The 22,894-nt window shown below is 60.3% G+C and carries 20 protein-coding genes; 6 read left to right on the forward strand and 14 right to left on the reverse strand.

Annotation, left to right across the window (positions count from 1 at the left end):
• The first annotated feature begins 4 nt into the window (after nucleotides 1-4).
• The gene (locus tag Q1A34_RS04590; RefSeq protein ID WP_300031359.1) at nucleotides 5-1,300 is read left to right on the forward strand and encodes a 3-deoxy-D-manno-octulosonic acid transferase; all 1,296 of its coding nucleotides are present in this window, start codon (nucleotides 5-7) and stop codon (nucleotides 1,298-1,300) included.
• Nucleotides 1,300-2,376, forward strand: coding sequence for a glycosyltransferase family 4 protein (locus Q1A34_RS04595; protein WP_300031362.1), 1,077 nt, complete (start codon nucleotides 1,300-1,302; stop codon nucleotides 2,374-2,376). The genes Q1A34_RS04590 and Q1A34_RS04595 overlap by 1 nt, the downstream gene beginning before the upstream one ends.
• A 13-nt stretch (nucleotides 2,377-2,389) precedes the next feature.
• Here Q1A34_RS04595 and Q1A34_RS04600 read toward each other — a convergent pair whose 3' ends face one another.
• From Q1A34_RS04600 to Q1A34_RS04615, 4 genes are all read right to left on the reverse strand, one after another.
• The gene (locus Q1A34_RS04600; protein WP_300031365.1) at nucleotides 2,390-3,553 is read right to left on the reverse strand and encodes a M20 aminoacylase family protein; all 1,164 of its coding nucleotides are present in this window, start codon (nucleotides 3,551-3,553) and stop codon (nucleotides 2,390-2,392) included.
• Nucleotides 3,554-3,691: 138 nt separating this feature from the next.
• The gene (locus tag Q1A34_RS04605; RefSeq protein WP_300031368.1) at nucleotides 3,692-5,038 is read right to left on the reverse strand and encodes an FAD-binding oxidoreductase; all 1,347 of its coding nucleotides are present in this window, start codon (nucleotides 5,036-5,038) and stop codon (nucleotides 3,692-3,694) included.
• Between the two features lie 19 nt (nucleotides 5,039-5,057).
• Nucleotides 5,058-6,221, reverse strand: coding sequence for an acetylornithine deacetylase (argE, locus tag Q1A34_RS04610; protein ID WP_300031371.1), 1,164 nt, complete (start codon nucleotides 6,219-6,221; stop codon nucleotides 5,058-5,060).
• A gap of 6 nt (nucleotides 6,222-6,227) precedes the next feature.
• Nucleotides 6,228-8,072 (reverse strand): ABC transporter ATP-binding protein, encoded by a 1,845-nt coding sequence (locus Q1A34_RS04615; protein ID WP_300031374.1) that lies wholly within the window; start codon nucleotides 8,070-8,072, stop codon nucleotides 6,228-6,230.
• Nucleotides 8,073-8,347: 275 nt separating this feature from the next.
• On the opposite strand from Q1A34_RS04615, the gene Q1A34_RS04620 reads away from it, so the two are divergent.
• The 3 genes from Q1A34_RS04620 to Q1A34_RS04630 all read left to right on the forward strand — a co-directional run bounded on the left by Q1A34_RS04620 (nucleotide 8,348) and on the right by Q1A34_RS04630 (nucleotide 12,166).
• Entirely contained in the window at nucleotides 8,348-10,069 is a 1,722-nt protein-coding gene (locus tag Q1A34_RS04620; RefSeq protein ID WP_300031377.1) for a peptide ABC transporter substrate-binding protein, read from the forward strand.
• Between the two features lie 119 nt (nucleotides 10,070-10,188).
• Nucleotides 10,189-11,196 carry an ABC transporter permease gene (locus Q1A34_RS04625; RefSeq protein WP_300031380.1) on the forward strand — a complete coding sequence of 336 codons (1,008 nt, stop codon included), beginning with the start codon at nucleotides 10,189-10,191 and terminating at the stop codon, nucleotides 11,194-11,196.
• Nucleotides 11,189-12,166 carry an ABC transporter permease gene (locus Q1A34_RS04630; protein ID WP_300031383.1) on the forward strand — a complete coding sequence of 326 codons (978 nt, stop codon included), beginning with the start codon at nucleotides 11,189-11,191 and terminating at the stop codon, nucleotides 12,164-12,166. The genes Q1A34_RS04625 and Q1A34_RS04630 overlap by 8 nt, the downstream gene beginning before the upstream one ends.
• 221 nt (nucleotides 12,167-12,387) lie before the next feature.
• On the opposite strand, the gene Q1A34_RS04635 is transcribed toward Q1A34_RS04630, so the two are convergent.
• The 5 genes from Q1A34_RS04635 to Q1A34_RS04655 all read right to left on the reverse strand — a co-directional run bounded on the left by Q1A34_RS04635 (nucleotide 12,388) and on the right by Q1A34_RS04655 (nucleotide 17,925).
• Nucleotides 12,388-13,671 (reverse strand): DUF3422 family protein, encoded by a 1,284-nt coding sequence (locus Q1A34_RS04635; RefSeq protein ID WP_300031386.1) that lies wholly within the window; start codon nucleotides 13,669-13,671, stop codon nucleotides 12,388-12,390.
• Between the two features lie 222 nt (nucleotides 13,672-13,893).
• A complete protein-coding gene (locus Q1A34_RS04640; protein ID WP_300031388.1) occupies nucleotides 13,894-15,390 on the reverse strand; it encodes an NAD(P)(+) transhydrogenase (Re/Si-specific) subunit beta in 1,497 nt (498 codons plus the stop codon).
• A 13-nt stretch (nucleotides 15,391-15,403) separates the two neighbouring features.
• Nucleotides 15,404-16,978 (reverse strand): Re/Si-specific NAD(P)(+) transhydrogenase subunit alpha, encoded by a 1,575-nt coding sequence (locus tag Q1A34_RS04645; RefSeq protein ID WP_300031391.1) that lies wholly within the window; start codon nucleotides 16,976-16,978, stop codon nucleotides 15,404-15,406.
• A 126-nt stretch (nucleotides 16,979-17,104) separates the two neighbouring features.
• The gene (locus Q1A34_RS04650) at nucleotides 17,105-17,554 is read right to left on the reverse strand and encodes an isoprenylcysteine carboxylmethyltransferase family protein (protein ID WP_300031394.1); all 450 of its coding nucleotides are present in this window, start codon (nucleotides 17,552-17,554) and stop codon (nucleotides 17,105-17,107) included.
• Nucleotides 17,551-17,925 (reverse strand): VOC family protein, encoded by a 375-nt coding sequence (locus Q1A34_RS04655; protein WP_300031397.1) that lies wholly within the window; start codon nucleotides 17,923-17,925, stop codon nucleotides 17,551-17,553. The genes Q1A34_RS04650 and Q1A34_RS04655 overlap by 4 nt, the downstream gene beginning before the upstream one ends.
• A 113-nt stretch (nucleotides 17,926-18,038) precedes the next feature.
• Here Q1A34_RS04655 and Q1A34_RS04660 point away from each other — a divergent pair, with 113 nt between their 5' ends.
• Nucleotides 18,039-18,791: an SDR family oxidoreductase gene (locus Q1A34_RS04660; RefSeq protein ID WP_300031400.1), complete on the forward strand. Its 753-nt coding sequence runs from the start codon at nucleotides 18,039-18,041 to the stop codon at nucleotides 18,789-18,791.
• A gap of 6 nt (nucleotides 18,792-18,797) precedes the next feature.
• Here Q1A34_RS04660 and Q1A34_RS04665 read toward each other — a convergent pair whose 3' ends face one another.
• The 5 genes from Q1A34_RS04665 to Q1A34_RS04685 form a co-directional block, all read right to left on the reverse strand.
• Nucleotides 18,798-19,574, reverse strand: coding sequence for a gamma-glutamyl-gamma-aminobutyrate hydrolase family protein (locus tag Q1A34_RS04665; RefSeq protein WP_300031403.1), 777 nt, complete (start codon nucleotides 19,572-19,574; stop codon nucleotides 18,798-18,800).
• Between the two features lie 118 nt (nucleotides 19,575-19,692).
• Nucleotides 19,693-20,118 carry a heme-binding protein gene (locus tag Q1A34_RS04670; protein ID WP_300031406.1) on the reverse strand — a complete coding sequence of 142 codons (426 nt, stop codon included), beginning with the start codon at nucleotides 20,116-20,118 and terminating at the stop codon, nucleotides 19,693-19,695.
• 74 nt (nucleotides 20,119-20,192) lie between these two features.
• Nucleotides 20,193-22,334, reverse strand: coding sequence for a malate synthase G (locus Q1A34_RS04675; RefSeq protein ID WP_300031408.1), 2,142 nt, complete (start codon nucleotides 22,332-22,334; stop codon nucleotides 20,193-20,195).
• Between the two features lie 170 nt (nucleotides 22,335-22,504).
• Complete coding sequence (locus Q1A34_RS04680; protein ID WP_366942805.1) at nucleotides 22,505-22,678, reverse strand: DUF2256 domain-containing protein; 174 nt, start codon at nucleotides 22,676-22,678, stop codon at nucleotides 22,505-22,507.
• The gene (locus Q1A34_RS04685) at nucleotides 22,678-22,848 is read right to left on the reverse strand and encodes a hypothetical protein (protein ID WP_300031414.1); all 171 of its coding nucleotides are present in this window, start codon (nucleotides 22,846-22,848) and stop codon (nucleotides 22,678-22,680) included. The genes Q1A34_RS04680 and Q1A34_RS04685 overlap by 1 nt, the downstream gene beginning before the upstream one ends.
• Between the last annotated feature and the right edge of the window lie 46 nt (nucleotides 22,849-22,894).

The following is a 22,894-nucleotide window of genomic DNA, read 5'->3' on the forward strand; positions in this document are numbered from 1 at the left end:
GCGCATGCAAACGCCATTGCTTTTCAGGTTATACGTGGCGCTGACCGCGTTACTCACGCCTGTTGTGGCCTGGTTTGAAATCCGCAAACTGCGCCGAGCCGGGCTGCCTGCACTGCGCGCACACGAGAAACTGGGCAATGCCAGCGCACCGCGCATGGGCAGCGGGCCGCTGATCTGGTTCCATGCCGCTTCCGTAGGCGAGAGCCTTTCGGTTCTGTCGCTGATCACCAGCATGGGCCAGATGCTGCCCCGGGCACAGTTTCTGATCACCTCCGGCACGCCTACGTCCGCCCGCCTTGTGGCCGAACGTCTGCCGCCGCGCTCTGTGCATCAGTTCTCACCGATTGATTCAGCCGGGCCGGTCCGCCGGTTTCTGGCACACTGGCGGCCCTCTGCGGCCATCTTTGTGGAAAGCGAACTCTGGCCCCTGATGCTGCGCCGGACGCGCGCGCGCGGCACGCCCATGGCTCTGGTCAATGCGCGCCTCAGTGAACGCTCACGCAGAGCATGGAAAAAGCGACCGGAAACAGCCGCCTATATCTTCAAAGTGTTTGATCTGATCCTGACCCAGAACGACGAGATGGCCGGGGCCATGGTTGAAATGAATGCCCCCGCAGACCGCGTCGCCCGCGGGATCAATCTGAAATCACTCTCTGATCCTCTGCCGGTCAACCCGGCAGTCACGGCGCAGGTCCGCAGCTGGCTGAAAGGCAGGCCCGTCTGGGTTGCCGCCTCCACGCATCGCGGCGAAGAAGAAACCGTCCTCGCCGCCCACAGTGCTCTGTTGAAGCAACATCCCGAACTGCTGCTGATCCTTGTGCCCCGTCACCCGGAACGCTCGGAGGAGGTTTCCGGCCACATCAGCTCGGCAGGTCTGACTGCCGCCACCCGGTCCGCAAATGAAAAACTGGTGCCGTCACACAACGTCTATCTGGCGGATACCCTGGGCGAGCTTGGCAGCTGGTATGCCCTGACGGACATTGTCTTTCTGGGCGGCTCCCTGCTTCCCATCGGCGGGCACAATCCGTTTGAAGTGGCGCAGGCAGGCGCCGCCGTTTTGTCCGGGCGCCATGTGACCAGTTTTCAGGAGACATTTTCGGACATGACATCGCGCGGTGCTGCAGTTTACGTCGAGAATGCCGAAGACCTGGCTGGCGAAATTCACATGCTGCTCAGCAATGCACCCTACCGCGCACAGGCTGTCTCGGCTTCCGAGGATTTTGTGCGCGGGCGCTCGGATCATCTGGATCAGATCGCCAAACGGCTGATCCGCGCGCTCGGCCTGGAAGAAAACACCTGATGACAGACGAAAACGCCACGCTGCCCCCGCTGCGGGATATCCAGGTTATTGCCCCTAATTTCAAACGCCGCCACTCTGGCGTGACCTCTACGGTGATCCGCCTGGTGCCGGAACAGGCACGCAGCATTCCGATTGTCGCCTGCGCGCCTGATCTGCCGCCCCAGGTGCCAAATATGGCCCCGTCGCGGCTTCTGACACTGCCTGCCCGCAGTGATGGCGCCCCGCGCGTCTGGCACGCGCGGCGCAACGTAGAAATGATTGCGGGTATCGCGCTCAGAACGCTTGCTCGCAAAAAGCTCCGGCTGCTGTTCACCTCCGCGGCACAGCGGCGACACAAACCCTTTACCCGCTGGCTGATCCGCCAGATGGACGCCGTGATCGCCACATCGCAGAAATCCGCAGACTACCTGGAACGGGACGCCACAGTTATTCATCATGGCATCGACTGCGAGGCGTTCTCTCCTGTGCAGGACCGCGCGGCCCTGCGCCAAAGCCTGGACCTGCCCCCGGATGGTCCGCTGGTGGGCTGCTTTGGGCGCATCCGGCATCAAAAGGGCAATGATCTGTTCGTACGCGCCATGATCCGCGTCTTTTCTGATATTCCACAGGGCCGGGCCCTCGTCATGGGACGCGCAACAGAGGAACATCAGGCCTTTTTGCAGGGGCTGAAGGACGAGGTTGCCGCCGCCGGCCTGTCGGACCGCATTCTGTTTCGTGACGAGGTGCCGATTGCGCAGCTTTCGCGGCATTTTCAGGCGCTCGATCTCTATGTGGCCCCGCAACGCTGGGAGGGGTTTGGCCTGACCCCGCTAGAGGCGATGGGCTGCGGATCGCCGGTTGTCGCCACACGGGTCGGTGCCTTTGAAGCGCTCGTCGTGCCCGGCGAAACCGGCTATCTGACCGACATAGAAGACCTGGACGGTATCACCCGGCACGTGCGTGACCTGCTGGAAGATGACGCAAAGCGGGCCGCTTTCGGTGCCGCCGCGCGCGAACGGGCAACCGGCAGCTTTTCCATCCAGGCAGAGGCCCAGGCGATCATTGCGGTCTACAAGAAACTGCTGGGCGAGGCCTGAACCAGCGCGACCGTCAGGCGGCAGGCATCCGCTGCTCCACGATTTCCGCCCACCAGCTGCATCCGGCTGGGATCGCATCATCGTTGAAGTTGTATTCCGGGTGATGCAGCCGCGCGCTGGAGCCGTTGCCCATCAGGATGTAGGCCCCGGGCCGCTCCTCGAGCATAAAGGCAAAGTCCTCGCCGCCCATAACCAGCTCTGCTTCGGCGCAGTCACCTGACACGCGGCGCGCAACCTCTGCTGCAAAATCGGTCTGTTCCGGATGGTTCACCGTCACCGGATAGTTCCGGGTGTAATCAATACGGCCCGTGGCGCCGAAGTTCTCTGAAATCCCCTGCACCAGCTTTGTCAGGCGCGTCTCCACCAGATCACGCACTTCGGCGCTCATCGTGCGGGCGGTACCCCGCATCGTTACTTTCTGCGGGATCACGTTGAAAGCATTTGACGAGGTTTCAAACGAGGTGATCGACATGACCAGCTGTTCCACCGGATCGGTATTTCTGCTGGCGATGGACTGTGCCGCCGTGACGATGTGACTGGCCACAACGGTCGGATCAATGGTCTGATGCGGAAAGGCTGCGTGCCCGCCCTTGCCCTCGATCTCGATCTCGAAAATATCCGTGGCGGCAAAAAAGGCACCGGGACGGATGGCAAACTGTCCTGTCTCCATGCCCGGCCAGTTGTGCATACCGTAGACTTCCTGAATGCCAAACCGCTCCATCATGCCGTCTTCGCACATCTCACGGCCACCGCCGCCGCCCTCTTCGGCAGGCTGAAAGATCACGGCGACACTGCCATTGAAATTGCGCGTCTCAGCAAGGTACTGCGCGGCCCCCAGCAACATGGCGGTATGGCCGTCATGTCCGCAGGCATGCATCTTGCCGGGCGTTTTGGACACATAGTCAACACCAGTCTCTTCGGTGATCGGCAGGGCATCCATGTCGGCGCGCAGACCGATCACACGGCCAGAAGTATCCGATTTTCCCCGGATCACCCCGACAACGCCCGTCCGCCCGATACCGGTCACGACCTCATCGCAGCCAAAAGCCCGCAGCTTGTCCGCCACCAGCCCGGCCGTACGATGCGTGTCAAACAGCAGCTCGGGATTTTCGTGCATGTCGCGGCGCCAGGCCGTGATATCCTCGTGCAGTTCGGCAAATCGGTTTTTCACAGGCATGTTATAGGCTCCCAGAGACTGCGCCCGGATCATCGGCCCGGACTTTCACCTGTTGGTTGTACCCCACGGGTCACGGGCTGCAAGGTCTGTGCTGTATGTATTCGTTGAAACCGGCGCCTCCACTGACCGCAGCAGGGCTCACAGGGCGGGGCCAAGGCGCATGCCACTGCCATCTGTGAACCGCGACAGCCGGAACCGCGAGAGATCGTGTTCCACAGGCTGATCCGCGGCGAGGCTGGCCAGGACGCGGCCCATGCCCGGGCCAATGCCAAAGCCATGCCCGCTCATCCCTGTCCCCAGGATCAGCCCGGGCAGCACCGCGACATGATCCACGACGGGGACCAGATCGGGCATGGTGTCGATCATACCCGCCCAGGCATGGGTGATGTCAAAATCAGGCAGCTGCGGGAAAAGCGCTGCAAAATCCCGTTTCAGCCCGCGCACTTTTGATGCGTTCGGGGCCGGGTTCAGCACGCGGCAGGCTTCAAACGGGCTTGTATCGTCGCCACTCCACCGTCGCGCCGTGCGCCAGGCATCCGGATATCCGGCAGGTGCGCCGGGCAGGAACCTCGTGCCAAAGGGGTCCGCACGCAACTGGCGCAGGAACTTTGGCAGGGCGCGCAGCGCATCCCAGCCCAGAAAAAGCTCGTGGAACCCGCCTGCAGCCAGGGAATATCCGCCATCCATACGCGGCCTGAAGGCCAGCCGGTCGTCCGCCACGCCGCCGGGCGTAACGACAGGCAATGCGCTGGTCGCGGCAACTGTGGCCCGCACCGACAACTGCGGCAGGCAGACCCCGTGGTTTCTCAAAAACAGCGAACACCAGGCCCCGCCTGCCAGAACGACACGAGGGGCCGTAATCCGTCCCGCCTCGGTGATGACACCGCTGACCCTGCCCGCCGACAGATCCAGACACCGCACTGCACAGTTTTCACGGATAACCGCCCCCTCCCGTGCGGCGATGGCGGCAAGGGCGGGTACAGCGCGCCAGGGCTCCGCGCGCATGTCAGATGCGGTATAAAGCGCACCCGCATAGCGCCGTGACATACCCGGAATAAGTTCTGCCGTTTCCTGCGGCGACAAAATGCGGGTCCCCACACCCTGCGCCTTGGCATGCGGCAGCCAGGCCTCATAGCGGGCCAGCTGCGCGGGGCTCTGCGCAAGGTACGTGACCCCGCCGGTCACCAGCCCGATGCTGTCGTTGGTCCGGGCTGACAGTTCCTTCCAGTGGCGCGCGGCCTCAAGCATGATCGGCAGCTCGTCCGGGTCACGGCCCTGGGCCCTGATCCACCCCCAGTTCCGGCCCGACTGTTCAGCAGCAATCCGCCCTTTTTCAAGCAGAACAACACGCTGGCCCGCGCGGGCCAGAAAGAGCGCCGTCGACACCCCGATCACGCCGCCGCCGATCACCACGACATCTGTTGCGCGCGGCAACTCGCCCACAAATGCAGGCGGCGTGTCGGATGTGATGGGAATTCCCTGCATGCCAGGCGTCCGGGGGGCCTCAGCCCTGCAGTGTGGTGACGAGGCGCTGCATAAAGGTGTGACCGGCCTCGAACTGCACTTTGGTGATAAATTCGTTTGGCTGGTGTGCCTGGGCAATATCGCCCGGCCCGCAGATCACGGCCGAATAGCCGGCTTCCTGAAACTGACCGGCCTCGGTGCCATAGCTGACAACGTGGCTGGCATTGTCCCCGGTCAGTCGCCGGACGAGCGCCTCTGCCGTCCCTTCTGCTTCGGGAGCCAGGGCGGGGACGTCGAAACGCGGTGTCACGACGATCTGCGTCTCAGGAACAACGGCCTGCATCATTGCCTCAACTTCGGCGACTTTCTCGCGGTACTGGCGCTCCCACAGGGCTTTGTCTTCGCCCGGCACAACCCGGAAATCCATTGCAAAGCGACAGTCCTTGGCGGTGATATTATGCGCAGTTCCGCCCTGGATCATCCCCACATGGGCCGTGGTGTAGGGCGGATCAAAAGCCTGCGCCAGCGCGCCGGGTTCAGCGTCCCGGTTGGCCGCATTGATGTCATTGGCCCAGTCGATCAGTTTGGCACCATACATGATCGCGTTGACGCCGCGGTCCAGCAGAGAGCTGTGCACCTCAAAGCCCTGGACATGCGTGTCGAAACCGGTGCCGCCCTTGTGGCCCGACACGGCCTGCATCATCGAGGGCTCTCCGACAATCACGGCAGCACCTTTTGGCAAAACAGGCTGCATCGCCTCGATCATCGGTGGCGCACCCGTACAGCCGATTTCCTCGTCAAAACTCAGCGCCAGTTGCAGCGGGCGTTTTGCGCCGGCGTATTGCGCCTCGACCAGCGCCCAGATGGCCAGGGCGTCAAATCCCTTCATATCGCAGGTGCCGCGGCCAAAGTATTTGCCGTCTTTTTCGGTCACCTCAAACGGATCGGTGTCCCAGGGCTGACCATCGACAGGAACAACATCCGTGTGACCGGACAGGACGATGGCGCCCTCTTCCCACGGCCCCACATGCGCAAAGAGCGCTGCCTTGGGTTCGTCGGGTTTCAGATACCGGTGCGCGGGGATGCCATGCCCGGCGAGGTATTCCTCGACCCAGTCAATCAACGGCAGATTGGTGTCCCGGCTGATCGTCGGAAAACCGATCAGCCTGCGCATGATCTCGAGCGGCGGGAGACGGTCGGCCATACCCGGTCAGTACCCGCTGTCAGTTTCGAGGATCATGTGCCCCGGTTCGACTTCGCGGTAGACCGACGGCTCAGGTACATACCCGGCCGGATGGATGGGCGACGGGATCGGTTTGAAGTTGAGTTCACTCTCGTCCTTGCGCTGGCGCGGGTCTGCGATAGGAACGGCCTTCATCAGCGCCTGGGTATAAGGGTGTTGCGGGTTTTCAAAAACACGCGCACGCGGTCCCAGCTCCACGATACGGCCCAGATACATGACGCCGACATGGTGGCTGACACGTTCCACCACTGCCATGTCGTGGCTGATAAACAGGAACGAGATCCCCAGTTCGGCCTGCAACTCCATCATCAGGTTCAGCACCTGCGCCTGAACTGAAACATCCAGAGCAGACACGGCCTCATCGGCGATGATCAGTTTGGGGTTCAGCGCCAGCGCACGGGCAATCGCAACACGCTGCCGCTGGCCCCCCGACAATTCATGCGGGAAACGGCGCATAAAGCTGCGCGGCAGCTCCACCCGGTCAAAGAGCATTGCCACCCGGTCGCCAATATCCTTGCCCTTGAGCGTCGCGTAATTGTGCATCGGCTCTGCAACCTGGTCCGCCAGTTGCATCTGCGGATTGAGCGAAGCAAAGGGGTCCTGAAAAATCATCTGCATGTCGAGACGTGCTTTGCGCAGCTCCTGCTGGTCCAGCGCCATGATATCGGTGTCACCGACCGTGATCTGCCCGGAAAGCGGGTCCACCAGCCGCAGGATCGACCGCCCTGCCGTCGATTTGCCGCATCCGGATTCGCCCACAAGGCTGAGCGTCTGGCCTTTGTTGATCGTAAAGGACAGGTCCTCTACTGCGTGAACGTTCGCAACCGTGCGCCGGAAAAACCCGCCCTTGACCGGGAAACGGGTTGTCAGGTTTTTGACGGTGAGCAGCACTTCCTCCGTGCCCGGGATCGGTTTGATCTCGTCCTGGTCCCGCCCCAGCAGCTTCATCGGCTCCGGCGCGGATTTGCCCCGCATCTCGCCCAGTTTGGGCACCGCCGCCAGCAGCGCCTTGGTGTAGGGGTGTTGCGGGTTCTCGAAAATTTCAGCAACCGGGCCTTCCTCGACCTTATTGCCACGGAACATCACCACAACCCGGTCTGCCATTTGTGCCACAACGGCCATATCGTGGGTAATGAACATCACCGCTGTGCCGGTTTCGCGCTTCAGACGGTCCATCAGTGCCAGAATTTCCGCCTGAATGGTCACGTCAAGCGCGGTCGTCGGCTCGTCCGCGATCAGCAGGCGCGGCTTGCAGGCCAGTGCCATGGCGATAACAACCCGCTGGCGCATCCCCCCCGACAACTCGTGCGGATACTGTTTCAGGCGGCGTTCCGGCTCGGGAATACGCACTTCTCGCAAAAGCTCCAGCGCACGGGCCTCTGCTTCTGCTCTGTTCATTTCCTTGTGCAGGCGCAGCCCTTCGGTCAGCTGCCGGCCCACCGTGAAAACCGGGTTCAGGGCCGTCATCGGCTCCTGGAAAATCATGCCGATCTCGTTGCCCCGGATGGACCGCATGAGTTCTGCATCCGTTTTTGCAAGATCAATCCTGTCACCGCCCGAACGGTCAAAGAGCAGCTGACCGCCGGCGATGCTGCCGCCACCGAATTCGACCAGCCGCATCAGCGAGAGTGAAGACACTGATTTGCCCGAACCGCTTTCACCGACCACACAGACCGTTTCGCCCGGATTGATCTCAAACGAGACATCCTCAACACCAACAACGGGGCCGTCTTTGGTCTGGAACTCGACCCGGAGCTCTCTGATTTCGGCGATTGGCCCGCCGCCGCTGCCTGGTTGTGTCTGATCCAGCATCTCTGACCCCGTTATTCCCTCTGGTGACGCTAAGGCCAGGGAACGGGCAGTGTCAAACCCTGCCAGCCCCTTTCCATCACGTCAGCCATCACAAGGCTTGCTTTTTCCGCAAAACATGCTTCGATGCTGCCACGCATCCGGGGGGCAAGGCGGATTATCTGCGGATTGCTGCAGAGTCAGCGCCGGCAATCTCCCGGGAATGAAAGCGAAAAAACAACGGCCTGGTCAAACGGGTTGTTCTAAACGGCATTTGATTGCCCAACACGGAGTATAACATGAAACTCAGAACCTTACTGATGGGCGCCATTGCGACCACAGCCCTCGCACCGGTCGTCCTGGCGGACGGTCACCAAGGCGAGCGGGGCCGCGATGGCGAGGTCAAGATCATCTACTGGCAGGCCCCTTCGATCCTGAACCCGTATCTGTCGGGTGGTACCAAGGACATCGAATCCGCCTCGCTGGTGATTGAACCGCTTGTGCGTTACAACGAAGTCGGTGAAATGGTCCCCTTCCTCGCAACGGAAGTCCCTACAGTCGCAAACGGCGGCGTGTCGGCGGACTTGACCAGTATCACATGGATGCTGCAGGAAGGGCTTTTGTGGTCTGATGGCTCCTCACTGACTTCAGCAGACGTGAAATTCACCGCAGACTACTGCATGCACCCGGAAGGCGGCTGTGCGCAGGCCGCGTTTTTTGACGGTGTGGAAAACGTCGAGGTCATTGATGATCTCACTGTGAAAGTTACATTTTCGGGTCCAAAGCCAAACCCCTATGGCCCGTTTGTCGGCGGCCAGTCCCCCATTATCCAGGCCGCACAGTTCGCTGACTGCCTTGGTGCCAAAGCACCCGAATGCACTGAAGCGAACTTTAACCCGATCGGCACCGGACCATTTGTCGTGGATGATTTCCGCCCGAATGATGTTATCCAGTATTCTGCCAATCCCAACTACCGCGATCCGAGCAAGCCTGCCTTTGCCAAGATTACTTTCAAAGGCGGCGGTGATGCGACCGCAGCTGGCCGGGCTGTTCTGGAAACGGGTGAGTTCGACTACGCGTGGAATCTCCAGCTTGCACCCGATGTCATCGCCAGAATGGAGGAAGCAGGCAAAGGTGTTGCAATTGCAGGGTTTGGTCCGCTGGTCGAGCGCCTTGAGATGAACCTGACGAACCCATCGCCTGATCTGCCCCCGGAAACCCGGGCAACCGTCGCCGAACCACACCCGTTCCTGACCGATCTGCGTGTACGCAAGGCGCTGTCGATGGCAATTGACCGCGAACTGCTCACAGAAGTGGGTTACGGTCAGGCTGGACAGCCAACCTGTAACCTGGTCCCTGCGCCTGCGCTCTATGCCTCAGACAATACAGAGTGTCTGACACAGGACATCGACGGCGCAAACGCCCTGCTGGATGAAGCAGGCTGGGTAGACAGCGACGGCGATGGTGTGCGTGACAAGGACGGCGTGAAACTGTCGATCCTGTATCAGACATCTACCAACGCGGTGCGTCAGGACTTCCAGGCCCTGATCAAAGAGTGGTGGAGCATGATCGGCGTCGAAACCGAACTGCGCAATCTGGACGCGTCCGTGTTCTTCGGTGGTGACCCGGGCTCCCCCGACACCTTCCAGAAATTCTACGCGGACGTGGAAATGTACGCCAATACCTTCAACGGTACAGACCCCCAGCAGTATCTGGCGGCCTACCGGTGTGGTGGCGAGCCCAAGCCCTCCAGCCAGTGGCAGGGCGAGAACATCAACCGCTACTGCGATCCGGCCTACGATGCTCTGCTTGACGAGCTGGCGCAGACTGGCGACCTGGAAAAGCGCGGCGAGATTGGTCGTGCGCTTAACGATATGCTGACCAGAGAGTCTTACACAATTGTGCCCCTCGTTAACCGCGCACGCGTCTCGGCGCATGCCAACTCCCTGGGTGGTGTGATTCTGAATGTCTGGGACTCCGAGCTCTGGAATGTCGGTGACTGGTACCGCATTGGGAACTGATGCAAACTGAGGCAGGGCGCGGGCATTCCGCGCCCTGTCCTCATTTCGCCGGTAAATGTGCTTGCGTGCATCCGGCAGCATCCGAACAATAATAAAAACCTCCCGACAAGGCGAAGCGCATGCTGACTTTCACCATCCGCAGACTTGTTCTGTCGATCCCGACACTGCTGTTTATCAGCCTTGTCATATTCCTTCTGCTGCAACTGGCGCCGGGCGATCCGATGGCCCAGGTGCCGCTGACCGTCCCCCCCGAAGTCAAACAGAAGATGCGCGAGGCACTTGGTCTTGGCGCTCCTGTTCATGTCCAGTACTGGAAATGGCTGGTACAGTTCTTCTGGGTCGAGCCTCAGGTGCTGGTGGACCACTGGTTCGGCACCGCGTTTGCCGAGGGCAAGCTGCGGGTGATCTCCTGGCAGACCCGTTCGCCGGTGATGGACATCGTAATCCAGCGGATGCCACAGACGCTCTGGGTTGTGGGCATGTCCTATATTGTCGGCATCCTGATTGCCCTGCCCATCGGCATTTATTCGGCCTACCGCCAGTATTCACTGTTTGACCAGACCGGTACCTTTATCTCGATGATCGGCTTCTCCATCCCGCCTTTCTTCTCCGGCGTCCTTGTGATCGTGATATTCTCTGTCAACCTGGGCTGGTTCCCCTCAATCTACGACACCACCCATGTCGTCACCGACTGGGCCAGTTTCAAAGTGCAGCTGCAACAGATGATCATGCCGGTGATGGTGCTGGCGCTCCAGACAACGGCGCAGATCAGCCGCTTCATGCGGGCCTCCATGCTCGACAACCTCAATCAGGACTATGTGCGTACAGCGCGTGCCAAAGGCCTGAAGGAAAGCGTCGTTGTTCTGGTGCATGTTCTGCGCAACTCGATGATCCCGATCGTGACAGTGATTGCCCTGGGCATCCCATCGATCTTTGGCGGCGCGATCATCACCGAGACACTGTTCAAGGTGAACGGCATCGGGCAGCTGCTGCTGACCGCCCTTTTCGCCAATGATCTGCCCATGGTCATGACACTGACCTTTATCTTCGCCATCCTGATTGTTGCCTTCAACCTGATCGCGGACGTGCTTTACGGCATTCTGGATCCGAGGATCCGCTATGACTGACCAGAACGCAGAGATCGAAACCTACGGCGCCCTCCAGGACAAGGAGCCGCAGAAGGAACCGCAAAGCCAGTGGCGCGAGGTCTGGGACCAGTTCCGCAAGCACAGGGGCGCGATGATCGGTGGCGGCTTTCTGCTGGCAATCACACTCTTTGTGCTGATCGGCCCCTGGATCTGGCAGATCGATGCCAAGAAACTGGATATCCGCAACAAGGACCTGCGCCCGATCTACACAGCACTCTGGGACGGCGATGCCAAAGTGCTCTGGGCGCGCCCTCTGGGCACTGACAACCTGGGACGCGACATCATGGCGACCCTCATTGCCGGCGGGCGCGCCTCGCTGGCGGTGGGCTGGACAGCGATGATCCTGTCTTTGTTCATCGGCACCACTGTCGGTGTCTGCGCCGGTTACTTCAAGCGGCTGGACGGCATCCTGATGCGCATCACGGATCTCTTTCTGTCCCTGCCCATTCTGCCGCTGCTACTGGTGGCCGTGACCCTCTTCCGCCAGCCCCTGCGCGCGGCATTCGGGCCGGAGGGCGGCATGTTCATCCTGATCGTCGGCGTGATCGGCATCACATCCTGGATGCCCACCGCCCGGATCGTACGCGGCGAAATTCTGGCACTAAAGGAACGGGAATTCATCCTCGCCGCGCGCTCTATCGGGACCACACCCTTTCTGATCATCCGACGGCACCTGCTGCCAAATGTGATCTCACCGATCATGGTGTCAGCCACGCTTGGCCTGGCGACAGCGATCATTACGGAAAGCGCGCTGAGCTTTCTGGGCGTGGGCTTTCCATCCGACTTCCCCACATGGGGCAAGCTGCTGTCCGATGCCGTGCCGCGCATGGAGGAGTTCCCGGAAAGGGTGATGCTGCCGGGTATCCTGATCTCGGTCACCGTGCTGTCGGTCAATTATCTGGGCGACGGGCTGAGAGATGCGCTTGACCCCCGGATAAGAGGGCGCTGACTGTCACAGCTGCTGGATAACGCCCCTGCCCGGTCCCTATGAAAACACCTGCGTCGTTCCGCTGAAAATGCGGTCACGCAGGACGGTTCGGGACGGCGGGCGGGGCGTCTTTCGCGCAAGCGGAAAGAGCGCCGATCCGTCGGCCCCTCACGCCCGGGCGTCTGCGCCGGACAACGACTTCGCAGGCAATAAACCAACGCCCCGGCGACGGAACGGCCTGCCTACTCCACGCTCGCTCTGAGACGCCGCACCAGCCACCACACCAGCAATACCACCGGCACGGTGACCAGCGCCGTCAGCATGCCTTTACTCAGTTCTGTGGCCTCGGTCAGCGGATAGAGAAGGTATCCGGCCAGCGACACCGCATAGTAGCTGATCGCGACGACAGACAGCCCCTCAACCGTGCGCTGCAGACGCAGCTGCAGATCGGACCGGCGGTCCATACTCTCCAGCAACGCCTGGTTCTGTGCCGAACGTTCCACATCCACACGTGTGCGCAACAGATTGGACGCCCGGATCGAGCGGCTGGACATCTGCTCCAGCCGCCTTTCGGCAGAGGTCACCGTGCGCATCGCGGGCGCATAGCGCCGCATCATAAACTCGGCAAAGTGCTGGCGGGCATGAAAGCGCACTTCGCGCAGCGCCTCAATGCGCTGATTGACCAGCGCCTCATAAGCACCCGTTGCACCAAAGCGGAAAGAAGACTGCGCAGAGAGCGTCTCCAGTTCAGCGGAAATGCTCAGCAATGAATTCAGTGTGTCCTCTGCGCTGGCCGTTTCGCTGGTCATGTCGCTCATCAGCCCGGTGAGCTTTGTGTCCAGATCATTGAGTTTCGGTTGCAGCGCCCTGACGCGCGCAAAGCCCATCATCGACATGGATTTATAGGTTTCGATTTCACACAGGCGCTGTACAATCCGACCGATCCGGCGCTTGCCCGTGGCCTTGTCTGCAAAAACCGCGAACCGCAGGTGGCCGTTTACATCGATCCGGAAATCACCGGCAACTGTCGCTGCATTGTCCAGCACGTTCGACACCGCCAGGCTCTCGGGCACAAACCAGCTCGACAGCGTTTTCTCGATCTGGTCGTCATCTTCCGGACGCGGCACGATGTGCAGCATTGCCGAGGTCACACGCTGCCCGGGCGCACGGTCCAGCCAGTCGCTGGGGAAAACATCAAAACCCGAAGGATCAAACGGGCGTTCAGATCCTTCCTCCAGAAAAGCCGTGTAGGTCACAAACTCGGTGTGCTGTTCCCATTTGATCCAGTGCTTGCCGATCTGCCCGTAGTAGTGCGTCGCACCCGGTTGCGGGTGTGGTGCCCCGTGCCTGTCCAGCAGGTCGGTCAGATGCGCCAGGTCCTCAGAGCGATCCCGGCTGACCGCATCATTGGGCTGTTTGATGGCAACATATACGGCCGTGCAGGGTGCCTCCATGGATGGAAACGGCCGGGCGTGCAGCTCGTTCGCCAGTTTGTAACGCAGTGGGTGGTCGGTGATGGGTGACATATGCAAGCTCCGTATAGGGGGATGGATAGCGCCCACCCCTGCAAAGTCAACGAAATTCGCCAATCAGATCAGATGCTTATCTGGATGCAATGGTATACTGCGACCCCTTTGAGCAACCTGCGCGGCACCAAAAGCCTGCCGGCATGCGCGCAGCGGGCACCCGACAACAAAAAAGCGCGCCGCATTTCCGCGACGCGCTCTGGTGCGAAGTCAGTCCTCTGATCAGTCGATCATCGGCAGCAGTTTATCAAGGCTCGCCTTGGCATCCCCATAGAACATGCGGGTATTGTCCTTAAAGAACAGCGGGTTCTCGATACCCGAATACCCGGTGCCCTGCCCGCGCTTGGACACGAAAACCTGTTTTGCTTTCCAGCATTCCAGAACCGGCATGCCCGCGATGGGGCTGTTCGGGTCGTCCTGGGCTGCCGGGTTCACAATGTCATTGGAGCCGATCACGATGGCAACATCCGTATCCGGAAAGTCCTCGTTGATCTCATCCATTTCCATCACGATGTCATAGGGCACCTTGGCTTCGGCCAGCAGCACGTTCATGTGTCCCGGCAGACGCCCCGCAACCGGGTGGATGGCGAAACGCACGTTCTTGCCTTTGGCCCGCAGCTTGCGGACCAGTTCGGCGACACCCTGCTGCGCCTGTGCCACGGCCATACCGTAGCCGGGGATGATGATGACGCTGTCCGCCTCATTGAGCGCCTGCGCAACACCGTCGGCCTCGATAGCCACCTGTTCACCCTCAACGGCCATCTGCTCGCCTGCAGGGCCGCCAAAGCCACCCAGGATCACGCTGACAAAGGACCGGTTCATCGCCTTACACATGATGTAGGACAGAATTGCGCCCGACGAGCCCACAAGCGCTCCAACGACGATCAGCAGATCGTTGCCAAGGCTGAAACCAATCGCGGCAGCCGCCCAGCCGGAATAGCTGTTCAGCATGGAGACAACCACCGGCATATCCGCACCACCGATCCCCATGATCAGGTGATAGCCGATAAAGAGTGCCAGCAGCGTCAGCAGCACAAGCGTCCAGCTGCCCGAGCCGCCCAGATACATGATCGCAAAGAGCAGCGACAGACCCGCCGCGCCCGCGTTCAGCAGATGCCCGCCCGGCAGTTTGGTAGCCGAACTGTCCACACGGCCCGCCAGTTTGCCATAAGCAATGACGGAGCCGGTGAAAGTAACCGCACCGATCCAGATGCCCAGCACCAGTTCGACCTTGAGGATGTTGATCTCGACAGAGGTTTTCTTGGCGATCAGCTGACCAAAGGAGGACAGTCCGTCGTATATCTCCTTAGGCAGACCGACGGCTGAATAACCGTCCGCTGCAACAGCACCCAGCGCCAGGGCGTTTGCCGCAAACAGGCTTTCCATATTGTTGATCATGATGTCAGCGTTAAAGCCGACGAAAACCGCCGCCAGACCAACAAGGCTGTGCATGATTGCAACCAGCTCGGGCATCTGGGTCATCTGAACCTTGGTGGCCAGCTGATAACCGACAGCAGCACCCATCGCGATCAGGACGATTGAAACGACACCAAGGCCCTGGCCGGGCCCGATGAGCGTTGCCAGTACGGCAATCGCCATACCTGCAATACCGTACCAGACCGCGCGCTTGGCGCTTTCCTGGTTGCTCAGGCCGCCGAGGCTGAGGATGAAGAGAACAGCCGCAACCGCGTAGGCTGCAATAGTAAATCCGTATTCCATTGTTCCCGTCCCCTTACGATTTCTGGAACATGGCGAGCATGCGCCGTGTCACAAGGAAGCCGCCGAAAATATTGACCGCAGCCATAAAGACCGCGAGTGCTGCAAGCAGCGTTATCAGCAACGAGCTGGAGCCGATCTGGATGATCGCCCCCAGAATGATGATCGAGGAGATCGCGTTCGTGACCGCCATGAGAGGCGTATGCAGCGAGTGTGCGACATTCCAGATGACCTGGAAGCCGATAAAGACTGACAGGATAAACACAATGAAGTGCTGCATAAAGCTCGCCGGTGCAACAAGTCCGACCGCCAGCAGCAGACCGCCGCCAATGGCAAGCAGACCAACCTGATTGCGGGTCTGGTTTTTGAACTCGACAAGCTCTTTTTCCCGCTTTTCCTCTGCTGTCAGCTCTTTGGGCGCTTCCTTTTTCGGGGCCGCAGCGATGGCTGCGACCTTTGGCGGTGGCGGCGGGAAAGTAACTTCTTTGGCATGTGCAATCGTTGCGCCGCGGATCACGTCATCTTCCATATCATGGTTGATCACACCGTCTTTTTCAGGCGTCAGATCGGTCATCAGATGGCGGATGTTTGTGGCGTAAAGGCTGGAGGCCTGCGTGGCCATGCGGCTTGGGAAATCTGTGTAGCCGATGATTGTGACACCGTTGTCAGTCACGATCTTTTCATCGGCAACCGTCAGTTTACAGTTACCGCCCTTTTCCGCAGCAAGGTCGACGATGACGGACCCGGGTTTCATGGATTTCACCATGTCCTCGGTCCACAGCTCCGGCGCTTCGCGGTTCGGGATCAGCGCAGTGGTGATCACGATGTCCACTTCGGGCGCAAGCTCACGGAATTTTGCCAGCTGTGCCTCGCGGAATTCCGGTGACGAAACAGAGGCATAGCCGCCTGTGCTAGCACCATCCTGCTGCTCTTCCTCAAAATCGAGATAAACGAATTCGGCCCCCATCGATTCGACCTGTTCGGCCACCTCGGGACGCACATCAAAAGCATAGGTGATCGCACCGAGCGACGTTGACGTGCCAATAGCGGCCAGACCGGCAACGCCAGCGCCGACAACCAGAACCTTGGCAGGCGGCACCTTACCGGCGGCTGTGATCTGACCGGTGAAAAACCGGCCAAAGTTGTTCCCTGCCTCAATGACCGCACGGTAGCCCGCGATATTGGCCATGGAAGACAACGCATCCATTTTCTGAGCGCGGCTGATCCTAGGGATCATTTCCATTGCAACGACGGTCGCGCCTTTTTTGGCTGCCGCCTGCATTTTGCTTTCATCGGCGACCGGGCTGAAGAAAGAAATCAGCGTCTGACCATCGCGCAGCCGTTTCATTTCGGCATCTGACGGCACGCGGACCTTGGCGACAACATCAGCCGCTTTCCAGAGTGCTGCGGCTGTTTTCGCCACCTCAACGCCGGCTGCTTTGTAGTCGGCATCGGCGAACCCGGCCATCGCTCCGGCCCCGGTTTCGATCACACACTCGTGGCCGAGCTTGAGCAGTTGCGCGGCGCTGTCCGGCGTCATCGCGACGCGGGCCTCACCTTCAAAGGTTTCTTTTGGTGTCCCGATCTTCAATGGAAGCTCCCCCGTTTGTTTACGTTTTGAGCAAAAATGGTGCACAGAAGTGCGTTGTCCACTACCGTCTCAGGGCGCAAGGTACAAGCGGGCGAAAAACTGTGAACGCTCACAGTTGCCCGAAAATCAGACCCATCTGCGCGTTTTTTGTGCATATCGCGCAAAATCAGCCCGAAATCGTCGCCTCAGCCGTTTTTCTTCGGGTACAATGAACCGCCGCTCCAGGACCCAGACGAGAACCGGGACAAGCGCAAGGGACGGCACCGCATCCCAGTAGAGGCACAACCCGGCCAGGATCAGCACATCCGCCAGATAGATCGGATTGCGGGACCGGCGGAAAATGCCACTCTGTATCAGAGCATCCGGTTCAAGATGCGGAATAATCGTTGTTTTGTGGCGTCGGAACTCCAAAACGGCAAGCAGGGTCAACACCAGACCGCCGCCCACAAACAGACCGGAAACCAGCAGAGTCACCGGATGGGCAAGGCTGAGCCCAAGCGGCAGAAACTGTGCCTGACACCAGGCAACTGCGGCAAAAGCAACAAGCCAGACCGGTGGCAGATCAAACCATTTCATGTGCCCGGCCCTTCGGGCTGCCAAAGCTCAATGGGGTTGCCTTCGGGATCATGCAGGCGGGCAAACCGGCCGTTTGGATAAACCTGCGCGTCCACGTCCACGGCAATCCCGGAGGCCCGAAGGCTCTCGACCATACCGTCCAGGTCATCAACGCGGAAGTTGAACATGAACGCCTGATCCTCGCGGCCAAAATACGTCGTGTCCTGCGCAAACGGCGCAAAGACTGTAGGGCCTGCATCCTGTGTCCATACGGGCTGGTCGTAGTCTGTCGGCACTGGCATCACCCCAAGGTGCGTGTCGTACCAGGCGGCCAGCCCTTCGGGGTCCCGGGCCCGGAAAAACACACCGCCAATTCCCGTCACCTTTGCCATCTGATGCCCTCCCGGCATTGCATCGAAATGCTGCCGCGTCCGGCAGCACGTCTCCCCTTGCCTGCGCATGATACAGCGCGCCATAGTCAGACACAAAGGCAGGAGAGAGAAAAATGGATCAGACGGGTAAACATGCACTGGTGACCGGGGGCGGTACCGGCATCGGGCTGGCCATCGCGCGCAGGCTGGCAGAAAACGGATGCCGTGTCACGATAACCGGGCGCCGGCAGGAGGTTCTGGACAGTGTTTCAGGCGCAGGCATCACCGGCATGGCCATGGACGTACGCGAGGAAGAGGATGTGATCCGGACCCTCGACGCTGCCGTCGCCGCACAGGGTCCGATACAGATCTGTGTGGCAAATGCCGGGATTGCCGAAGGACGCGCCCTGCACAAAACCGATCTCGATTTCTGGCGCAACATGATGGCCACCAATCTCGATGGCGCTTTTCTGACCATTCGCGAAAGCATGAAGTCGATGCGCGAAACCAACTGGGGCCGGGTTATTGCAATTTCGTCCATCGCCGGAGTGCGCGGGCTTCAGGGTGCATCATGTTATACGGCGGGCAAACACGGGCTCATCGGTCTGATCCGTGCGCTGAGCGAGGATTATGCGGGCAAACCCTGGACATTCAACGCGCTCTGCCCTGCCTATGTTGATACCCCTATCGTCACACGGAACACTGCATCTATTGCAGAGCGCGCAGGCGTCAGCGACGACAAGGCGCTTGCCATGATGGTCTCGATGAACCGGCACAACCGGCTGATTGCCCCCGAAGAGGTCGCCGCGGCCGCGCACTGGCTGGTCTCCGAAGGCTCCGAGAGTGTGAATGGTCAGGCGATCGAAATTGCCGGTGGTCAGATCTGAGGGGCCTCAGGCAACCTGGGCCGCGCGTGGTGTGCCACTTTCCGCCCAGGCATGCGTCGCTTCTCCAAAAGCCGCAAAGAGCGGGCGCGATACCGGATCCTCTGCAGCCCGGTATTCGGGGTGCCACTGCACGGACAGGGTAAACCCGGGCGCGCCGTCGATATAGATGGCTTCAGGTGTGCCGTCAGGCGCGGTTCCGTCGACCACAACGCGCGGCCCTGGTACTTTGATGCCCTGGCCATGCAGCGTATTCGTCATCACCTCGGTCGAGCCCATCAGGCGGTCAAACACACCCCCGGTGGTAAAGGACACCTTATGCCGGTGCTCAAATTTTTCTTCCAGTGTTCCGTCCGGTGGCATGCGGTGGTTCATACGGCCCGGAAGATCGCGGATTTCAGGGTATAGCGAGCCCCCCATCGCCACATTGACCTCCTGGAACCCACGGCAGATCCCCAGAAACGGCTGACCGCGCTCAACACAGGCGCGGATGAGCGGCAGGGCTATTGCGTCGCGGCCCCGGTCAAATTCGCCATGCGCCTCGGTGGGGTCCTCGCCGTATTCCTCTGGGTGCACATTCGGGCGTCCGCCGGTAAACAGAAACCCGTCACAGGAGGACAACAGATCTTCTACGGTCACAAAGCGCGGATCGGACGGAATAAGCAAAGGAACGCATCTGGCAACCTCCGCGACGGCCTCCGAATTCATCGTGCCGCCCGCGTGTACCGGATACTGGTCATGCAGCAGATAATGATTGCCGATTATGCCAACAACAGGTTTCGCCATCCGTAGTCCCCTTCTTCGTCCGCCCCACGATATAGGGCAGAATTCCCTGGGAAAACAGTAACGCATGCGCGCAGGCGCCTGTGCAGCGATGCAAAAGCCGCATAAATGTGCAGCAGGCTCAGGCTTCGGCGATAAGCCCCGCGGCCTCGATGCCCGCAAGCCCTGCGATCACATCATTGTCGGAGGTGTCGCCTGTCACGCCCACAGCACCAATGACCGCGCCCTTTTTATCGCGCAGCAGAATACCACCGGGGACAGGCACGACGCTGCCGCCGAACACGCCGTTCACCGCTGCCAGAAAATAGGCCTGCGCCTCCGCGCGCGCCATCTGTGCAGACCCCGGAATGCCCAGCATCAGCGATCCATAGGCTTTTCCGTGCGCAATGCCAAAGCGCCCCGGTGATGCGCCATCCTCGCGCTCAAAGGCCTGGACATGCCCGCCCGCGTCCAGCACCACAACCGACAAAGGTTTGAAATCCATCTCCCGGCCTTTTTCCAGCGTCTTGCGGATGATTGTCCGCGCTTTCCTCAGTGAAACTGCCATCGTCCGTTTCCTTTTCTTCTGGCCCAAAATATCCCCTGGGGGTCCGGGGGCAGGCAGCCCCCGGGATGTATCCGTCAGGTCCCGGCTTTCAGTTCCAGCCTCCGGGCATGCAGCACCGGCTCTGTATAGCCGGATGGCTGCGCGCGTCCCTTGAACACCAGGTCACAGGCTGCCTGAAACGCAATGCCGTCAAAGCCGGGCGCCATCGGCGCATAGGACGGATCGCCCGCATTCTGTTCATCGACAACCGCAGCCATTTTCCGCATGGCGGCCATCACCTGCTGCGCATCGACCACGCCGTGATGCAGCCAGTTGGCAATATGCTGTGCCGATATCCGGCAGGTCGCACGGTCTTCCATCAGACCGACGTTGTTCATGTCCGGCACCTTGGAGCAGCCCACGCCCTGATCTACCCAGCGGACAACATATCCCAGAATGCCCTGGGCATTGTTCTCGACTTCACGGATTCTCTGCTCGTCTGTCCACTTCTGATACTCGGCCAGCGGGATGTTCAGCACCGTATCCACATAGGCCCTGCGCCCGCCTGCCCGCAGTTTCTGCTGAACATCGAAAACACTGACGCGGTGATAATGCAGCGCATGCAGGGTCGCCGCCGTCGGGCTTGGCACCCAGGCACAGTTTGCACCCGATTTCGGATGCTCGATCTTTTGCTCCAGCATCGCCGCCATCAGGTCAGGCATCGCCCACATCCCTTTGCCGATCTGAGCCCTGCCGCTCAGGCCGCACTCCAGACCGATGTCGACGTTCTGGTTTTCATAGGCACCGATCCAGGCTTTGCGCTTGATAAAGTCCTTGCGGCTGAAAGGGCCGGCTTCCATCGATGTATGAATTTCATCCCCGGTCCGGTCGAGAAATCCGGTGTTGATAAATGCAACGCGCGATTTCGCAGCACGGATGCACTCTTTGAGGTTCACACTGGTGCGGCGTTCCTCGTCCATAATCCCCAGCTTGACCGTATTTTGCGGCAAGCCCAGCACCTGCTCCACATGGGTGAAAATCCGGTCGGCAAAGGCCACCTCTTCGGGACCGTGCATCTTGGGCTTCACCACATAGACCGAACCGGTGAGCGAATTACCCCCGTCGCGTTTCAGATCGTGTATCGCGATCAGGGTCGTGACCATGGCGTCCATAAGACCTTCAAAGACCTCGCCGCCCTGTCTGTCCAGAATGGCCGGATTGGTCATCAGATGCCCGACGTTCCGCACCAGCATCAGCGCGCGGCCTTTCAGCGTGACGTCCTCTCCCGTGGGGCCTGTCAGCACCATGTCTTCGTTCAGGCGGCGGGTCAGCGTCCGGTCGCCCTTCTGAAAAGTCTCTTCAAGATCACCGCGCATCAGACCGAGCCAGTTGGTATAGGCGAGCACCTTGTCCTCTGCATCAACGCAGGCAACAGAATCCTCGCAGTCCATGATTGCGGATACGGCACTTTCCAGCCTGACATCCGCCAGACCCGCCTGATCCCTGCTGCCGATCATATGCGTACGGTCAAACACAAGCTCGACGTGCAGGCCGTTGTTACGCAGAACAATTTTATCAGGCGCTTTCGGGTGCCCGGTGTAGCCAACAAATTTTTCGGGCTGTTGCAGCGGCTGGTCGTCTACCAGCAGCGCACCACCCGAAACATAGTACCGCCGCGCATCCGCATGGCTGAGCGTGCTAATAGGAAAAGCCTCGTCCAGAAACACGCGCGCACGGGCGACGACCCGGGCGCCATGCCCGTGATCGTACCCGCCTTTGGGCGGCAGCGTGCCCATGGCATCGGTTCCGTAGAATCCGTCATAAAGGCTGCCCCAGCGCGCGTTCGCCGCGTTCAGTGCATAACGTGCGTTGGTGATCGGGACGACCAGCTGCGGGCCCGGAACGGAGGCAATCTCGTCATCCACGTTGGCTGTGTCGATTTCAAAGTCATCACCCTCAGGCAGCAGATACCCGATCTCGCGCAGGAACGCGCAGTAGGCGGGATGGTCGTGCGCCTCGCCCTTGCGCTCCGAGTGCCAGGCATCAATCTGCGCCTGGATTTCGCCGCGCTTGTCCAGCAAAGCCTGATTTTCGGGTCCAAAGTCATGAACCAGTGTCGAAAACCCTGACCAGAAAGTCTCTGCCCCGACGTCGGTTCCCGGCAGTGCCGCCGTTTCAATGAATTCCGCCAGCGCCCCGCTGACCTGCAGTCCGCTGCGCTCCACTCGATCCGTCATTGTGCCTCCGCCGGTGTTGTATACAATCGTATCCAGCGACTTAGGCCAGCAGCGGCTGTCAGGCAACCTGCGCAGGGCTTTAATTTTCAGGTCCTGGGACGCTGGCGCAGAATTTCTATGTCAGATTGTACCGGGCGCGCGCTGCGTTGAGCAAGCTGTTCAGATCGTTTTCAGGACGCGTCACCGGCTTCCGGTTCTGGCGCAGAGTTTTTGTTGCGGCGACAGCTTTCCGAGCAGTATCGCACTTCATCCCAGACCCTAGCCCACTTTTTCCGCCAGGAAAACGGTCGCAGACAGACTGCACAGGTTTTGACCGGCAGGTCAGAATTGCGGCGCATTGCCATCAGCCGGTCTGCTCAACCGCTGATGCCGGCGCTGTGGCCTGGTCGTCGTCGTCACTGACAATAAGGACAAATGCGACGCCTGCTGCGATCAGCAGGCCGATCCAGATGCCCCGCAGCATAGTGATATGGCGGGTTTTCTGGCGTTCGATATTTGTGTCGGGTGCGGACATGGTGCCTCCGTAATGTGTCAATCGTCCTGCTGCACCTTGCAGCGGA

Source organism: uncultured Roseobacter sp., assembly GCF_947491795.1.
Lineage (GTDB): Bacteria > Pseudomonadota > Alphaproteobacteria > Rhodobacterales > Rhodobacteraceae > Roseobacter.